Genomic DNA, 16,119 nt, shown 5'->3' with positions numbered 1-16,119 from the left:
TCATAACGAGGTGAACTATCAATGAAGAAAATTGTCCTTTTGGGCGGAGGTTACGGCGGTGTTCTCACCGCCAAGAAATTAGCTAACAAATTCAAGAAAAATAACGACGTTCAAATTCAATTGATCGATCGTAATCCGTATCACACACTCTTAACAGAACTTCATGAGGTAGCAGCTAATCGTACCCCAGAAGATGCAGTTAAGATTGACCTCAAGAAGATTTTTGCCAATCAGAAAGTGGATGTTGTCCTTGATGACATTAGCAAAATTGATTTTGAGGGTAAAACCTTAATATCTGACAAGGCAACATATGAATATGATTACCTAGTCATCGGTACAGGTAGTAAACCAACCTTCTTCGGTATTCCTGGTGCAGAAGAAAATGCATTTACATTATGGTCCTTCGAAGATGCAGTTCGATTGAAGAAACAAATTCGCGACATGTTTAGTGAAGCGGCAAAAGAAAAAGATCCAGTTATCCGTAAGACAAAGCTTTCCTTCGTTGTTGTAGGTGCAGGTTTTACGGGTGTGGAATTGATCGGTGAAATGGCTGAGTTCCGCGATGAGTTATGCAAGGAGTTCTATATTGATGCTCAAGATGTTCGCTTAGTCGTTGCAGATATGGCATCTAAGATTCTACCTATTCTACCCGATAAGTTGATCGCTAAATCAGAGAATCATCTCCGTAAAATGGGTGTTGAAATCATTACAAACGCCAAAATTACAGGTGTTGATCCTACTGCCGTCAAGCTGGGCGATACTGAAATTGCAGCTAACACCATTGTATGGACAGCCGGTGTTGAAGGCTCTGATCTTGTAGGCTCATTGGATGTGAAGCAACAAGGACGCAGACGTATTGAAACCAATGACAAATTACAAAGCTTAGATCATGAGAATGTATATGTTGTCGGAGATAATATTTTCTTCATTCCTGAAGGTGAGACTCGTCCAGTTCCTCAAATGGTTGAGAATGCGGAGCACGCTGCTCCACTGATTGCTCATAACATTCATGCAGATGTGACTGGTAAAGCGAAGAAATCTTACAAACCTGCCTTTCATGGCACGATGGTTTCGATCGGAAGCCGTTATGGTGTAGCAAACGTAGGACTTCCTAATAAGATGTTCATGCTTACTGGATTTATGGCTATGATGTCTAAGCACTTTATTAATCTATTCTATTTATCAACCGTTGCTGGCTTTAATAAAGTATGGACTTACATGATGCATGAATTCTTTCATGTGGAGAATCGCAGAAGCTTCTTAGGAGGCCACTTCTCCAAACGTTCACCAAACTTCTGGCTAGTTCCACTACGTATCTATTTAGGTTACATGTGGCTTCATGAGGGTTGGGAGAAGATCGGTAAGATATGGGATGAACCATCACGTATTTTCTTAATCCCTGCATCTCCTATTGCTGATGTTACCTCAGCTGCAAGTGAAGCTGTAACTGCTGTTGCTCAGACCGTCGATGCTCAAGCCGCAGCTTCTGCCGTAGCAACGACAGGTGAGACTTTAACGGCACTTCCTGTACCTGGTTTCATTACTAGCGTTATGAATGTCTTTATGGACTTATTCTTCTATAGCTCAGATGGTGGCTATACTGTATTGGCTCAAGTATTCCAAACAGCTATGGTACTTGCAGAAATCACTTTTGGAGCACTTCTCATTCTCGGTCTATTCACTGCAGTATCTTCAATCGCGACGATCGGTATGGGCGTTATGATCTGGACATCAGGTATGGCACCTTATGAAATGCTCTGGTACGTAACGGCTGCAATTGCTACAATTGGCGGTTCAGGAAGCGTATTTGGTCTTGACTACTACGTCCTTCCTTGGCTGAAGAAACAATGGAAGAAGATTCCGCTCGTTAGACGATGGTACTTATTCACAGATTGATGTTACATCATTCCTAGTTATCAAAGCTAAATAGAATGAACTAGAGACAGAAACTTGTGTTCATTCTATAGATATACATTAGAGTAATGTGCAAATCGCACATTACTCTCCTTATTTTATATGGTCTTGAAGGTATGAAAACCGATCCAAGGGGTGAAGCATATGCACACACAACTTATGAATGAAACCTTTCAACTACTCCAAGCTGAGTGTTCTCCGAAGGCTGGAATTACGTTGGACATCGATCGTACAGAAATACTGGATACGGAGTCCTTATTGAATAGTTACGACTTAGCTTATGAGCGTAAAGTACATCTTCTCGCACTCTATACTATCCTTTCGCTTGCCACAAGCCGTCATAAAGACTGCAATCCATCTGATCCGAATCTAACCCGCAAGGTGCTAGATGGTGATTATTTATACAGTCTATATATTCAATTAGCCGTCCAGTTTGAAGAAATCGATCTGATATCATACCTAGCGCCCCACATCAAAAAATGGCAGATCCGAGGTGCTGAAGGACATTCCGGAGTTCAGTTGTTAGCCACCTGCTTGGAACAGTTCTTAGATCTTGAATTCAGACGGGATACCTATACCACAACCGTAGAACAGGTAGGTTAACAACATGCAACTACATGAGACTCTGAATATCAATTTACGACGTATCAACAAGACCATTGAGGATATCGTTAGATTAGATAGAGACGTTCCATCATCCTCTGTTATATCAAAAAGTATCCTTGCACTTATTCGATCTGGAGGCAAAAGACTACGCCCTTTGATGGTTATTGTAGGGAGTCGGTTTGGTACCCTTCCAACAGGGAAATTACAACTCCAATTGGCTGCTGCTGTTGAATTCATTCACGCATCTTCTCTGATCCATGACGACATTATTGACCGATCAGATATGCGACGGGGCCAAAGCGCCATGCATACGATAACGGGAGTATCTGAGGCCGTTCATATTGGTAGTTACATGTCTGCCCGTGTGATTGAACTCCTATCTGGTTATTCCTCTAATAAAGACCGTTATATTCATGATTTATCAGCCGTTGCCACAGCCCAACTGTGTCTCGGTGAGTATGAGCAACTTGAGCATAGGTACGATTATGATCTAACCCTAGAGCAATATTTAGAGAAATCGAGGAATAAAACAGCTCAATTAATGGCAACTTGTTTACGAGTTGGCGCTTTATCTACGGAAGCTGATCCTGAACTTGCCGACCTCCTTTACACATTCGGCGAGCATATAGGAATGTCATTTCAAATCCAAGATGATTTATTAGACTTTACGCAGACACCGGATATCCTTGGCAAGCCTTCTGGAAGTGATCTCATCCAAGGACAAGTTACGTTACCTGTCATCTACGCCTTGCAAAGACCTGAGCTTGCGGCCACTATTCGTGCGATTCATAGCGGTTCCACTCCAAGGGAGATCAATGAAGCTATTAATATCATTCGTTCATCTGGAGCACTACAACAAACAGAACAGCTTAGTCATGATTATTTGAATAAGGCACAAGACATCATTGATCAGTTATCTTCTTTCCCAGCGTATCAAGATCTTCAATCTTTACTCGATTATTTCGCAGGACGTGATCATTAAGATAAGATCTACTCGATCTTCTAGAAGCATAAGACCCTCCCTCATCATGTTCAAATGATGTAGAGAGGGTCTTATGCTTCTTCCGCTATCGTAGTTAACTAATTTAAGCAATTAGAAAGTAATCCATTAACGTACAGACTACGATCACCATACTTATCACTTGATTAAGATTATAAGCCGCAATCTTCATTAATTTAGGTTGGTGAGGTTTGATAATACCATGTTCCGTCATGAGCAATATAGCCGCAATACCTAATCCGATAAGATACATCCAACTCAAATCTCTGAAATAGTAAAGAAATAATAACAGAATAAGCATGACCATGTGCATGCCTTTAGCCATCCATAGTGCCGTTTTCAGACCGAAGAAGCTAGGAATGGACCACAATCCATGCTTACGGTCGAACTCGATATCTTGCGTACCATAGATAACATCGAAGCCCGCAATCCAGAGCATTACAACGGTTCCGAGCACAAAGGGTGTGAACGCGAACTCTCCTGTCACCGCAAACCACGCACCAATTGGTGCAGATGCGATCACAAATCCAAGGTAAAGATGGCTGAGCCATGTGAACCGCTTCGTATATGAATATAACGTGATGAGGAGAATACCCACCGGGGACAAGATCATACACAATGGATTTAGCATAGAGGCTGCGATCACAAATATAAGATAATTGATAATTACAAAAATAATAACTTCACGCGTCCCAAGTAATCTCTGTGGAAGATGCCTTGATGCGGTGCGCGGGTTCTGTTCATCGAACTTACGGTCTGCGAGTCTATTGAAAGCATTAGCTCCGTTACGCGCACCAATAAGGGCAATTAATCCCCAGATCATAATCCACCACGACGGCCAACCACCTGCAGCCCATACCATGGAAATCACAGCGAAAGGCAATGAAAATAATGTATGTGAGAACATAACCAATTCACCAAATTGTTTACCTTTATGAAATAGTGCTCTAGTCGTCATATGCAATCCACCATTCATCCTCAGCGAGGATCCCTTCCTACCCCTACTTCTATCTCCTCGGGCAGTTCCAATCTCGCTAACACTACCTCTAGCACCCTGAGCATCTTCCGTATGTCCTTATCTTCAATGACCAAGGGAGGTTGGAATGCCAATACATTACGATCTATTCCATTCTTCCCGATCAAGAAACCCTGTTCCTTCATTCCCTCGATTACTTGATCCGTTAAAATGGCTCCAATATCTGGATTAGAAGCTAATAACTCCACCCCAATCATCAATCCTTTACCACGAACCTCTGATATCACCGCTCTATGACTTATCATGAGCTGTTCTAATCCTTGCATGAGTATGTGACCAAGCTCTTCAGAACGTTCAACGAGTCTCTCTTTACAGATGTAGTCTAAAACAGCTATTCCCGTAACGGAAGATACAGGATTCCCACCAAATGTAGAAGCTGATGGCCGATTTAAAGATGCTGCAATATGATCTGTAGTGGCAAAAGCACCAATAGGAACACCATTCCCTAAAGCCTTCGCCATTGAAATGATATCTGGTACGACGTCAAAATGTTCTATTGCAAACATCCGACCCGTTCGTCCAAACCCCGTCTGAATTTCATCAGCGATCATGAGCACGCCATACCTTTCCAGACGTGTTTTCACTTCCTGTAAATACCCTTCTGGCGGTACTATGATGCCTCCATTTCCTTGAATAGGCTCAATGATCAAAGCTGCAATTGTGTGTCCTTGTTCCTCAAGCACCTTATCAAGTGCCTTAAGGGAATCTTGAGCAGCCTCTTCAGGAGTTACTCCTGTGCGATAGGGACGTGGTATGAAGTACACTTCTTCCTCTAAAAAAGGATCCGTACGCCACATAGACAACCCCGTCACACTCATCGTCAGATTACTTCGACCATGTAGACCTTGCTCAAGAGCGATAAAGCCTTTACGCCCCGTGTGCATCCTTGCTAATAGAAGTGCTCCTTCATTAGCTTCAGTACCACTGTTAACAAAAAAAGTCCGTCGTAATGCTCCAGGTAATAACTCAGCAAGACGTTCTGCCAAGTCTACAATTGGCTGTGTTAAATATATCGTAGTCGTGTGCTGTAGCTTCCCAATCTGACTCATTGTTGCACCCGTAATGGCAGGATTACAATGTCCGCAGGCTACAACAGAGACACCTGCAAAAAAGTCCGTATATTCCTTCCCTTTCTCGTCGTACAGATGCTGCATTGATCCTGTCACGATCTGAGGCGGGTTCTGATAGAAATGCTGAGTACAGGGATAAAAGTATGATGCTCGCTTTGCCTTGATCCCTTCGGGTCCAATATAGTGTTCTGTCATCGATTTCATATGAATTCTCCCTCTCGTCTATGCCAGTAGAATGTCGTTGTATCAATTAAAATGCAATGAACCTAGTGTATATCCGGCATACACGGGATGAAGTTGTTCAAACAGTTCACCTGTAGAGGTTTGCTCCATAATGGCTGCCTGATAAGCGCAAATTATGGCACGTAACTGACTCACAGAGTAGGTGGCTCCCTCAATTCGAAAGTGAGACAATCCTGCCTCCGCTAATTCTTTCACCAAGGGAAGATAACAGATTTCTTTGGCCATTGTCAGATGATTCCGACCATGTTGATCACGATATACCGGATTCTCGCCCTTATCTGTCATCAGCACTAGGATCGAATTATCGACATAATGATTATTTTCTTCTCCAACGGATTCTTGTACCTCCGTATTTGCATAAAGATCATGTTCCATATACATAACCGTTGGAGATCCATGCACCACAGCTTCCAAAGGTAAGGTAGAGTGCTCAAGTAGTCCTGTAAAGTGATCTGCTGTCATCTCAGGTGATATCGTCAATCTCTGAATCCCTAGACCAGCATACATCTCAGCGCTTAAGTGATTATATATATTCAAGCTCGTATCGCCTACCATTGGATAACCCTTATCCGCAAACGCGTGAATAGCGCCACTATTTGTCACGACTATACCGTCAATTCCTAACGGTTCTCGAGAGAGTAATTCGCCGTATTGTTCAAAATGGAGCTCCGTCATCATACGAGGCAACCCGAGATATAACTTGGTTGCACCTTTGATAGCACTTAGTTCGATGATATTCTTCTTCGTGAAGGGTACATCTGGTAGATACACATCACCTGAAAGGTACAGGTGATCAACGCCTTCTTCTATCGCCATTCGTGCCTGGTCTATATTGTTCACTCGAACACTTAACTCCGGACGAGCAAATTGTTCTATGCGTTGTACTTGTACCAGTCTCTCCTTTAGTTCTGCCACACGTCCTATCGTCAATGAACGTTCAGCTGTTGGTGTACTGAACACTTTTCCTGTGCTATAGAACTTGCCTGTACCTTCGTACCTCCGATTCATATTAGACAATCCTGGTTTGCCGAAGGCATAGGCGGTGGAGAAATCCCGTTTACGATTCTCGTGTAACTTGTCACTATCTACTGTACGATCAAATCCGATGGGATCTTCAATATAACGATCAATGGCCTCCCCATAACTGTTGATCAATAACAAGATGAAGTTTACATCCCGCATCCGTCCTTCGATTTTGAACGAACAAATACCGGACTCAATCAACTCAGGGATATTCTCGTACATATACATATCTTTCACAGCAAGAGGATAATCCGCTGGATAGATATTTCCATCTTTTTTCACACGGTATTCCCAGCGGCATGGCTTCATACACTTACCTCGACTACCACTCATCCCGAATACGGCAGAACTGAAGTGACAGTTAGCCCCATGCGCTACACACATATCTCCATGGATGAAATACTCTAGTTCCATTCCACTTTGGCTCCAAATATATCGTGCTGTTTGCAGATCCATTTCTCTTGATGTGACTACACGAGTCACACCAAGTTCTTGTAGCAAACGAACGGTTTCTAAATTATGGACATTCATCATAACCGAGGCATGAACATGGAGATTCAGTCCCATCTCTTGGATCAGCATCACTACGGCATAGTCCTGCACAATCAGCGCATCGACATGTGCTCCTTCGAGAAAGCGCAGATACTCTTTGGCTTCTTCTACATCATCCTCACTGAGTAGGTTATTCACCGTAACATATACCTTTTTATGTAATTCATGTGCTATCTCAGTCGCTTGAACAATCTCTTCTAATGAGAAGTTGTATCCTTTACGCATCATACGCATGTTCAGACTCGGTCCACCCAAGTACACTGCATCGCAAGGTGCTTGTATTACTTCCTTGAATATTTCAAAAGTGCCAACCGGTGCAAGTAGTTCTATTTCTTTTCCATTAAAGAAACGTGCCATAACAATCGCCCCCACCATGAAGTAGTTAACTCTTTACAACGTCCACAACTCTCCAGTTCCATAACCCGACATCCACACCATTGCAATGAGCATAACAATGAAGAAACCTATAAATATCGTATCTCGACTTCTCCATACCAGTCGGTGATACTTCGTACGTGGTTCTCCCATACGGAATCCACGAGATTCCATAGAATGAACCAAATCTTCGGCCCTTCTGAATGCACCAACCGTAACAGGAACCAGTAGTGAAACAAGCATCTTCCCTTTCTCTTTCCAAGGAAGTTCTCTTACATCCGCGCCACGAGAGGCTTGTGCCTTGAGTATAATCTGGGCTTCCTCAAGAATTGAAGGAATAAACCGAAGTGCAATGCTAACCATTAAGGTGAAGCGATCAGGTGATACACGTATAGCCTTTAATGGCTTCAGCACGCCCTCTAACCCTTGGTTAAGACGACCCGGTGTCGTCGTAAAGGTTAGAATAGCTGTAAAGGATACTAGAAACACCATTCTTAGCACAGAGAACAATCCTAATTTGAAACCTTCAACATATAGATTCCACGAACCAATACTCAACAAAATTGCACCATTCTTGTCGTCTACCTTTATACACTGAACAATAAATATAAATAGCATTAATACCCATAATGGCTTAGCAGCCCTAATGAAATATTTAATATGAATACGAGTTAACGCGATAATAGCAAAGGAAAACCCAGCAACACAAGCCATCTCTAACCATGTATTAGACAATATTATTATCACAACATACAACATCATCGCTACCATTTTTGCCCGAGGATCAATACGATGTACCCATGAGCCTGTATCAATCGTTCGGCCGATTAGCAATTTCTCGCTCATCTCGATCCCTCTTCTCTTTAAACGTCCTCTGAGTTGACCAATTGTGCAATTCGCTTAGACATCGCCTCTGCACTCAAGCAAGGATCCTCACCACTTAAACCGAATTTCTCAGATATCGCTCGCCAATAACGTATAGACTGCGGTATGACAATACCATAGGCCTCCATTTGATCAGCTTGTTCGATTAAGGCCTTAACCGTCCCTTGAAATACCGTTCTACCTTCATGTAGAATAACCCACTGATTTGCAAAAGGAAGTAACTCATCCATACGATGTGTCACAATAATGACCGTCCTTCCTTCTTCGCGACATAGTCGATGTAACAATTGAATTAATTCTGCTCTACTCACAGGATCAAGCGTCGCTGTTGGTTCATCGAGCACTAATATTTCAGGGTCCATGGCTAATACGGAAGCAATGGCTACCTTACGCATTTGTCCTCCACTCAGTTGAAATGGATTACGTGAAAGCAAGCTTACATCCAACCCCATCTTCTCCATCGCGCTACGCGCTCGGTCTTTGGCTTCATCCATGCTACACCCGAAATTAATTGGACCGAAGCATAAGTCCTTTTCGACCGTGTCTTCAAATAACTGCTGTTCAGGAAATTGAAAGACTAGCCCTACTCTTTTGCGCAATTGATGAAGCTTAGGCGCCTTTTCTCCACCTCTCAGCGTAATGTCAAGCACCCGTACAGTCCCTGAAGTTGGTTTCAATATCCCATTGAACATCTGTAGTAGTGTAGACTTGCCAGAACCAGTGGCTCCAGCAATACCTGCCAACACACCTGATTCCAGATGTAAATTAACCCCTTGTAGTGCCGCTTGGCCCCACATGCTGTTGGCATCGTACTCATAATTTACTTTCTCAAATGTAATGGCCATAGTGCCTCCGTAAGTTCCTTTTCGCAATTGGGAATCGAAATATCCAAACCATACTTGTGCAACTCTGTCGTTAGTTGAAAGGCGAAGGGTGCGATGACATGACTCATCTCAAGTATTTTCTCATCTTGAAAGAGTTCAGTTGGTGTTCGGTCGGCAATAAGTTTACCTTCTTGCAATACGAGCACTCGCTCAGATGCAGCTATCTCTTGCGCATCATGTGTGATCGAGATAATGGTGTACCTCCCACTCTTATGCATATCCGACAGAATATTTAACAGATCATTTCGTGTCTTCTCATCCAACATGGATGATGCTTCATCAAAGATAACTACCTCAGGCTCCATACTTAAAATAGATGCAATGGCTACACGTTGCTTTTGACCTCCCGACAGCTCACTTGGATGCTTGTCTAGTAGATCAGCGATGCCTAGCTTCGCCGCATAGGACTTGACTCTTTCCTCCATCACTTCTATAGAAAGACATTGGCCCTCAAGACCAAATACAATATCATCTTCCACCGTAGCTCCGATAAATTGATTGTCTGGATTCTGAAACACCATACCTATCGTCTTGCGGATCTCTCCGATCGTATCTGATTGTAGTTCTAAACCCTTCACCTTAATAGTTCCCTCACCTTTGGGAAGAAGAGCATTCATGAGCTTCACAAGAGTTGATTTACCACAACCATTCGCTCCGACAAGTGCCACCCATTGCCCTTGTGGAATACTAAAAGTTATATCATTGATAACCGGTAGGTCCTTCTTTGCGTATCCATAACTTACCCCGACAAGTTCGATAGCTGGGGAACATTTACTTGAATTAACACTAGGATTTCTTACGCTCTCTTCAAATGCATTCGACGTATAATGAGGTCCTATTAACTCACGTTGAAACATGTCGTCTCCCTCTTCCTAACTGTTATTCTGAAATTCCTCAAACAAAGAAAGCTTAGTTAAAGAAGGCACTAAATATTTAACAGCAATACCGACCAATATCCCTGTTACCAACCCTGTTATCAACAGTAGCGGCATATAATAGTAAATATTCGAGCTTTGGAACACGATCGATGCTGCTGTGATTTGTCCAAAGTTATGTCCCACACCACCTACAATACTTACGCCAATCAGACTGACTTGACTACGACCTAATTTCATAACTAAGAACATCACAGCAAAACTAAACAACGATCCAAAAAGGCTAAACAACATACTTGAGAAAGTTCCGAAGATAAAGGCCGTAATAATCGTCTTGAGTATGACTAGCATCAGGGCATCCCGACCTCGTAAAAAATATAAACAGGTCAGTATCATGATATTGGCAAGCCCTAACTTGGCACCTGGTATTTGTAAATTAACAGGAATAATGGATTCTACGATACTTAGAACGACAGCTACCGCAGCAAAGATAGCGATAATAACCGTTCTTTTCAACATTCGGGTAGATTCTTCAGTTGATAATGGCATCCGGCTCATCTCCTAGATCTTGCACTCCGTTTATTTCAACCATCACGCGATGGGGCAAACAAATAATGCTCTGGTTCGATTTCTTAATAAATCCAAAAGTAAGGCATACTTTATCCGGACAATCCGTATCATACATCTCGACACCATAATCATGTACTCTGACAACATTCGTCCCACGTTCCGATTTTATCTCGATGATTTGCTCCTCTTTGGTCAACTCAACAGTCTTATACAATTTACCATTTAAAGTAATGTCAGCCGTGAGCAATTTATTGTGATTGTTTTCACTTTCATCTCCAGGTAACCATCTGGGAACTAGGAAAAATAACGCAACAGCAGCAATGATAGCAATGATTAGTAAGTCTCCGCGTTTCATGGGATAACTCCCTTATATTTTAATTGTCTAAATCTTAGACGCTTTAATTATACCTATCTTCTGGAATTGCTTCAATCGAAATTGCATAAAATTGGTAGTATTTTGCGATTGTCATAAAACGATCAATTTAGAGAAGCAATATCGCAATATTCGTGCTATTTATGATATATATCATATCTTTTAACTACAATTTTAAATATAATTCATTGCGAAAATGAGCCGAATTAAGAAGAGAACTGTGATATATTTTCTATGTATTGGATAGGCATACCCTCGTCAGCAAAGAATTGAACTAACGAGTTGCGAAAATAGGTTGATATCTGAACTTAAATATGTTATGATATGTAAAGTGTTAAAAATAATTTAATCCCCTAAGCGTTCCTCGCACGAAGAATAACCCTTCACCTAATGAAGTTGAAATTTCTATTTTGTTAAAACCCAAATTGAGTAGAGTTTTAAAGACGTTTCTGATTCACACTGGCACGGTCATTGGAGCCGTAAGGACAAAAGAGAGGTAGGGCTTTTGTTGTGTTAGAAGTCAATTATTCTGTAACCCAACTGCTAAAGGGACCGACTGTAGCCGAAACATCATGGCTAACGGGATTAAATATATAGCTTGTCATGCTGCAAGCGAAAGCACTCTGAATCCATATTCCGGGTGCTTTTTTAATTGGTAAACAAATATTTAAGAAGAAGGGGCTATGTCATCCTTATTAAGGATGACATAGCCCCTTCTTCTTACTGTTCACACCCAACACAGATATCACATATCCTAATACTAAAAGGAGTTGTGATCATTCATATGCCAAATAATCGAATCATAGTAGATCTCTCCGATCGAAATCTCTATTTGCTCGACGGTGACCGTGTTATCAGGTCCTTCCCCGTAGGGATTGGAAAAATGCTGACAAGGACCCCTGCTGGTGAATTCACTATTATCAACAAGCAGCTAAATCCAGGTGGTCCATTTGGCGCGTTATGGATGGGTCTGTCCAAACCCCATTATGGAATTCATGGTACTGACGACCCTTCCTCTATTGGAAGAGAAGTATCCCATGGATGTATTCGAATGTATAATAGTGACGTCCTTGCTCTTTCTCCTCTAGCCCCTATAAACACGCGTGTAACAATTCGTCCTTAAATACTTATCGGACAGCTCCACTCACAATCTTGAGCACAGATATACGGTTAAGCTTTGACTTGCCCGCTACGATAGCATCTAATGTTCCAGTTGCAAGTGCAAGGGGAATCTTGCAAAAATTATAAATGGGGTCTAACTTAATACGACTCGTATAGGATTCAGCAATCTTCAAGTTCTGACGAGCATAATCCAGCATTTCCTCAAAACTCCATCCCGGTGGATGAAAGTTCACGCCACGCTCTGAATCCTCGGAACGATTACTTATAATATTGACTAGCTGTAATCCTCGTCCAAATGCAACACTTTGGTCCTTACTTACGTCACTTTCTCCATACAAAGTCCATAAGTCAGACAACATAATCCCAACTAATCCAGCCACATAATAGGTATAGTCATCTAAATCTTCTTTATTCTGAATATTCCAGTTCTTGATCGTCCATTTAGCCATTCCATGCGACATGGTCGCAGTATAACGACATATCATTTCTTTTGTTTGTAGTGGAGCTAATTTGATCCAATCTGTCATTCGAAGACTAACTTCAGGGAGATCCTTCTCATAGGGTGCAAATAATGATGCGAAATCTTCATCAGTAAACGTCTTATTTAATAATGTAGAAATCGATTGTAATAGTGAAATCTTGTCTTCCTTAGGAAGTGTCTCGTGATCTTCAATCTCATCAATAGCTCTCATACTTAGGTATCCTGCTGTAACTGCTTCTCGGAGTCCGGGTCCTAGATGGCTAATTGGAATAATAAACGTTCGACTAGTCTGAGCTAACACTTTCGTAGCATCTTTTAGTAAAGCAGCGTTCCCTTGCACAAATCCACTTCCTCTCACAACGTTAGAGATTCTATTTTCTACACTTAGTATACGATTTATTAATCATACAATACATTTACACCATATGCACATGACGATTACCTCCATTATTATTCTATTCAAGCCTAGTAATACAAATAGCCCGCTAAACAGATCGTTTTATCTATTTAGTGGGCTAATATCATGAATTAGATAAAACAATCATATATATAAGACATGTTGTTTAGGGCGTTTTTTAGGGAGCTGTGTATATGAAATCATTTCACAAATACGCGATTATTGTACTGGGAAGTTTATTGATCGCTATCGGTACAGACTTCTACCTCGTTCCCTATAAAGTATTAGATGGCGGAATTATTGGCATTGCATTGATCATAAATTATATTTTGGGATTCAGAATTGGACTGGTTATCCTATTGTGCAGTATACCTATCTTTATCGTGGCATGGGTGCGAAATCGTGAATTCTTTTATAACAGTATAACTGGCATGCTTGTGTCATCACTATTTATAGAGTTGCTAGCACCGTTTCAGTACTATTTTCTCTACTATATTGAATTAGGACCTCTAACAAGTTCTATGTTCGGAGGGTTCCTGCTTGGAACTGGATTAGGTCTCATGTTACGTTTCGAGACAAGCACTGGCGGAACGGATTTACTTGCAAATCTATTCTCTAAATATATTCATCTAAATGTAGGGATTATTATTCTTCTAACCGATGGACTTATTATTGGAATTGGAGGATTACTGATATCTTGGGAGACGTTCTTCTATTCGGTTATTTCGATTGTTTCCGGGGGCATTGCGACTAGCATATGTACATTGAAAAATTAAAATATAAAAAACGCTGTGAATAGAGGACATCCTCTCTAACACAACGTTCATCATAATTAACCTTTTGGTCTTACAAATAATGCAGCAATGAAAGAGAAGATAATTGCTGCTGATATTCCTGCACTTGTTACTTTAAAAATCCCGGTTATAATGCCGATTACTCCATCCTCTTTCAATTCCGTAATAGCCCCATGTACGAGTGCGTTACCGAAGCTCGTAATCGGTACAGAAGCTCCCGCACCAGCAAATTCAATAAGTGGCTCATACCACCCTATCCCATCCAGTACAGCTCCTAATACGACCAACAAGGTCATTGTATGTGCAGGATCTAGCTTAAATACATCGAAGCAAATCTGCCCAAAGACACATATAGCACCACCAACCAGAAAAGCCCATAAAAAAATCATTACATATCCCTCCCTGCTTCGATCGATACCGCATGAGCTATACAGGGGATCGTTTCCCCTTGTTGAAAGCTCAGCGGAGATAGAAGTGCTCCAGTTGCAACAACGAGCATCCGTTTGATTTCTCCTTTACGCATCCGATTGATTAAATGTCCATAGGTAACAACTGCCGAACAACCACACCCGCTTGCACCCGATTGAACCATCTGTGTGTCATAGTCGTAAATCATCATCCCGCAGTCTTTATACTCAGTCTGTTGCATTGGAATCTTATGCTTCTTCAGCAATTCACAAGCGATCTCATATCCAACTTTGGACAAGTCACCCGTAACGATTAAATCGTAATGACCCGGTTGAATGTTTAAGTCACGAAAGTGGGCTTCCATCGTATCTACAGCAGCAGGAGCCATGGCAGCACCCATATTAAATGGATCCGTGATTCCCATATCGATTACCCTTCCAATCGTAGCAGAGGTCACAACAGGTCCTTCCCCCTTATCCGATACAATGGCAGCCCCTGCACCGGTTACGGTATATTGAGCGGTTGGTGGTTTCTGTGATCCGTATTCCGTTGGGTAACGGAATTGCTTCTCCACGCTTGCATTATGACTACATGTTCCAGCAAGAGCATAATGAGCTGATTTGGAATTAACGATCATTGCAGCGAGTGCCAAGCTCTCCATCGATGTTGAGCATGCACCAAACACACCAAGGAATGGGATAGATAATGTTCGTGCAGCAAAACTGCTACTGATGATCTGATTCATCAAATCGCCACCAATATAAAATTGAACTTGTTCCTTCGTTAATCCAGCATTCTCTATAGCAAGCTTAGCGGCTTCCTCGATCAACACCTTTTCGGCTTTTTCCCAACTCTTCTCTTCTAACATGGAATCCCCATGAATGATGCTAAAATCTTTGGCTAGCGGTCCCCTTCCTTCAAATGGGCCCACCACCGTTGCGGTACCAAGGATCACTGGCTTGTTCTCAAACACCCAGCTTTGATGTCCCTTTAGCATGTCATGATCCTCCTCCACCTTGAATGATCCATGTCAAGATGCCCACAACAAAGGCAGCTACGGTTCCAAACACGATAACCGGACCCGCAATCTTGAACATTTGTCCCCCAACACCTAGAACGATACCTTCGCTTCGATATTCGATCGCAGCAGAAGCCATGGAATTCGCAAATCCTGTCACGGGCACTGCTGTTCCAGCTCCTGACCATTGTGCCAATTTGTCGTATACGCCGAAGCTCGTCAATATAACAGATATGAGAATCATAACGGCCACCGTAGGATCTGCAGCTGTTTTTTCCGTAAAACCGGCCCAATGAACAAACATTTCTTGAATCGCTTGGCCAATGATACAAAGCACTCCACCAGCAATAAAGGCGCGTATACAGTTTTTTAAGACCGGTCTTGGTGGTTGAATTCTCTGAGCTAGTTCCTGATATTCCTGTTGAGTAGGGGTTAATTTTTCCTTTTTCTTTTTATTCGCCATAATATTGCCTCCATTTCATTTCTCAGTAAC

General features: G+C 42.0%; 17 protein-coding genes. 5 read left to right on the top strand and 12 right to left on the bottom strand.

Features of this window, described 5'->3' with window-relative positions:
• Positions 1-21 precede the first annotated feature (21 nt).
• The 3 genes from PBAT_RS12345 to PBAT_RS12335 all read left to right on the top strand — a co-directional run bounded on the left by PBAT_RS12345 (position 22) and on the right by PBAT_RS12335 (position 3,502).
• The gene (locus tag PBAT_RS12345; RefSeq protein WP_068649949.1) at positions 22-1,896 is read left to right on the top strand and encodes an FAD-dependent oxidoreductase; all 1,875 of its coding nucleotides are present in this window, start codon (positions 22-24) and stop codon (positions 1,894-1,896) included.
• A gap of 162 nt (positions 1,897-2,058) precedes the next feature.
• Complete coding sequence (locus PBAT_RS12340; protein ID WP_068649947.1) at positions 2,059-2,517, top strand: hypothetical protein; 459 nt, start codon at positions 2,059-2,061, stop codon at positions 2,515-2,517.
• A 4-nt stretch (positions 2,518-2,521) separates the two neighbouring features.
• Positions 2,522-3,502, top strand: a complete 981-nt coding sequence (locus PBAT_RS12335) for a polyprenyl synthetase family protein (RefSeq protein ID WP_068649945.1) — start codon at positions 2,522-2,524, stop codon at positions 3,500-3,502.
• Between the two features lie 103 nt (positions 3,503-3,605).
• On the opposite strand, the gene PBAT_RS12330 is transcribed toward PBAT_RS12335, so the two are convergent.
• The 8 genes from PBAT_RS12330 to PBAT_RS12295 are packed head-to-tail and all read right to left on the bottom strand — an operon-like array spanning position 3,606 to position 11,388.
• Positions 3,606-4,478: a UbiA-like polyprenyltransferase gene (locus PBAT_RS12330; protein WP_068650334.1), complete on the bottom strand. Its 873-nt coding sequence runs from the start codon at positions 4,476-4,478 to the stop codon at positions 3,606-3,608.
• Positions 4,479-4,498: 20 nt separating this feature from the next.
• Positions 4,499-5,830 (bottom strand): aspartate aminotransferase family protein, encoded by a 1,332-nt coding sequence (locus PBAT_RS12325; RefSeq protein ID WP_420848764.1) that lies wholly within the window; start codon positions 5,828-5,830, stop codon positions 4,499-4,501.
• 42 nt (positions 5,831-5,872) lie between these two features.
• Positions 5,873-7,801 carry a peptidase U32 family protein gene (locus PBAT_RS12320; RefSeq protein ID WP_068649943.1) on the bottom strand — a complete coding sequence of 643 codons (1,929 nt, stop codon included), beginning with the start codon at positions 7,799-7,801 and terminating at the stop codon, positions 5,873-5,875.
• Between the two features lie 33 nt (positions 7,802-7,834).
• Entirely contained in the window at positions 7,835-8,665 is an 831-nt protein-coding gene (locus PBAT_RS12315; RefSeq protein ID WP_068649941.1) for an energy-coupling factor transporter transmembrane component T family protein, read from the bottom strand.
• A 17-nt stretch (positions 8,666-8,682) separates the two neighbouring features.
• Positions 8,683-9,549, bottom strand: coding sequence for an energy-coupling factor transporter ATPase (locus tag PBAT_RS12310; RefSeq protein WP_068649939.1), 867 nt, complete (start codon positions 9,547-9,549; stop codon positions 8,683-8,685).
• Positions 9,525-10,445 (bottom strand): ATP-binding cassette domain-containing protein, encoded by a 921-nt coding sequence (locus PBAT_RS12305; RefSeq protein WP_084403013.1) that lies wholly within the window; start codon positions 10,443-10,445, stop codon positions 9,525-9,527. The genes PBAT_RS12310 and PBAT_RS12305 overlap by 25 nt, the downstream gene beginning before the upstream one ends.
• 15 nt (positions 10,446-10,460) lie before the next feature.
• On the bottom strand, positions 10,461-11,012 hold the full coding sequence (locus PBAT_RS12300) for a Gx transporter family protein (RefSeq protein ID WP_068649937.1): 552 nt from the start codon (positions 11,010-11,012) through the stop codon (positions 10,461-10,463).
• A complete protein-coding gene (locus tag PBAT_RS12295; RefSeq protein ID WP_068649935.1) occupies positions 10,996-11,388 on the bottom strand; it encodes a NusG domain II-containing protein in 393 nt (130 codons plus the stop codon). The genes PBAT_RS12300 and PBAT_RS12295 overlap by 17 nt, the downstream gene beginning before the upstream one ends.
• An 802-nt stretch (positions 11,389-12,190) precedes the next feature.
• Between PBAT_RS12295 and PBAT_RS12290 the strand changes: the two genes are divergently transcribed.
• On the top strand, positions 12,191-12,529 hold the full coding sequence (locus PBAT_RS12290; RefSeq protein ID WP_068528983.1) for a L,D-transpeptidase: 339 nt from the start codon (positions 12,191-12,193) through the stop codon (positions 12,527-12,529).
• A gap of 4 nt (positions 12,530-12,533) precedes the next feature.
• Here PBAT_RS12290 and PBAT_RS12285 read toward each other — a convergent pair whose 3' ends face one another.
• Positions 12,534-13,349, bottom strand: a complete 816-nt coding sequence (locus PBAT_RS12285) for a squalene/phytoene synthase family protein (protein ID WP_068649934.1) — start codon at positions 13,347-13,349, stop codon at positions 12,534-12,536.
• 251 nt (positions 13,350-13,600) lie between these two features.
• Between PBAT_RS12285 and PBAT_RS12280 the strand changes: the two genes are divergently transcribed.
• Positions 13,601-14,182: a YitT family protein gene (locus PBAT_RS12280; RefSeq protein WP_068649933.1), complete on the top strand. Its 582-nt coding sequence runs from the start codon at positions 13,601-13,603 to the stop codon at positions 14,180-14,182.
• Between the two features lie 56 nt (positions 14,183-14,238).
• On the opposite strand, the gene spoVAE is transcribed toward PBAT_RS12280, so the two are convergent.
• The 3 genes from spoVAE to spoVAC are packed head-to-tail and all read right to left on the bottom strand — an operon-like array spanning position 14,239 to position 16,089.
• Positions 14,239-14,589, bottom strand: a complete 351-nt coding sequence (spoVAE, locus tag PBAT_RS12275; RefSeq protein ID WP_068649932.1) for a stage V sporulation protein AE — start codon at positions 14,587-14,589, stop codon at positions 14,239-14,241.
• On the bottom strand, positions 14,589-15,605 hold the full coding sequence (gene spoVAD, locus PBAT_RS12270; RefSeq protein ID WP_068649929.1) for a stage V sporulation protein AD: 1,017 nt from the start codon (positions 15,603-15,605) through the stop codon (positions 14,589-14,591). The genes spoVAE and spoVAD overlap by 1 nt, the downstream gene beginning before the upstream one ends.
• A 1-nt stretch (position 15,606) precedes the next feature.
• Positions 15,607-16,089: a stage V sporulation protein AC gene (spoVAC, locus tag PBAT_RS12265; RefSeq protein WP_068649927.1), complete on the bottom strand. Its 483-nt coding sequence runs from the start codon at positions 16,087-16,089 to the stop codon at positions 15,607-15,609.
• Between the last annotated feature and the right edge of the window lie 30 nt (positions 16,090-16,119).

Origin of the sequence: Paenibacillus antarcticus, from assembly GCF_001637225.1 — a bacterium.
Classification (GTDB): Bacteria; Bacillota; Bacilli; order Paenibacillales; family Paenibacillaceae; genus Paenibacillus_AQ; species Paenibacillus_AQ antarcticus.
Note: the sequence above shows the minus strand (reverse complement) of the source record. Positions and strands in the feature narration are given on the sequence as shown.